At 63.9% G+C, this 698-nt stretch carries 1 protein-coding gene; it reads left to right on the top strand.

Features of this window, described 5'->3' with window-relative positions:
* Positions 1 to 198: 198 nt before the first annotated feature.
* Positions 199 to 698 (top strand): tyrosine-type recombinase/integrase (locus GY725_15270; protein ID MCP4005549.1); only part of this gene is annotated, 500 nt, incomplete at its 3' end.

The raw sequence follows: 698 nt of genomic DNA, 5'->3' as shown, positions 1-698 counted from the left end.
GACGCGGTGACTTCGCGCGCCGGATGTTCCTGTGCGCGAGCGTTTCGGTCGATCACGGTTCAGCAGATCGAGGAGTTCTTCGTCGAGCACAGCAAAGACCACGGGATGTCCTCTCGCCACAGCATGCGCACGGCGATGCGGTCCTTCCTTGAGTTCGCTGCGTGTCGAGGCTGGGTCGGCCGGGAGATGAGGGACTGTGTGCCGAGCGTGATCGGCTACCGCCTCAGCACCGTTCCGCGGGGGATCAGCGACGAGCACTTGTCGAAGCTGCTTACATCGCCGTGGACCTGCGGCAAGTGTCTTCTGCGAGATCGCGCCATCGTGCTGCTGCTGGCGACTTATGGCGTACGGCGAGCGCAGGTCTCGGCTCTGCAACTCACGGACATTGACTGGCATCAGAGGACGATCGTCTTTGCGGCCCACAAGGGCGGCAAGGCGATTCATCACGTCTTGACGGAGGCGGTAGCGGAAGCTCTGGGCGAGTACCTGAGCAAGGAACGGCCGACGAACGATTGCGACTACGTGTTCCTGCGCCATAGCCGTCCGCATGTGCGACTGAGTCCGGCGGCGATCTCGACCATGGTGGGAGCACGGACGCGGCGCTGTGGATTGCCATCCCACCCGCATGCATTCCGGCACGCCTTCGCCACTCGCCTGCTACGGGCCGGTCAGCCCGTCAAGGCGATCGCGGACCTTCT

It is taken from the genome of bacterium (assembly GCA_024226335.1).
Taxonomy (GTDB): domain Bacteria; phylum Myxococcota_A; class UBA9160; order SZUA-336; family SZUA-336; genus JAAELY01.
The sequence above is the reverse complement of the archived record's forward strand: the minus strand, read 5'-3'. Positions and strand labels throughout refer to the sequence as shown.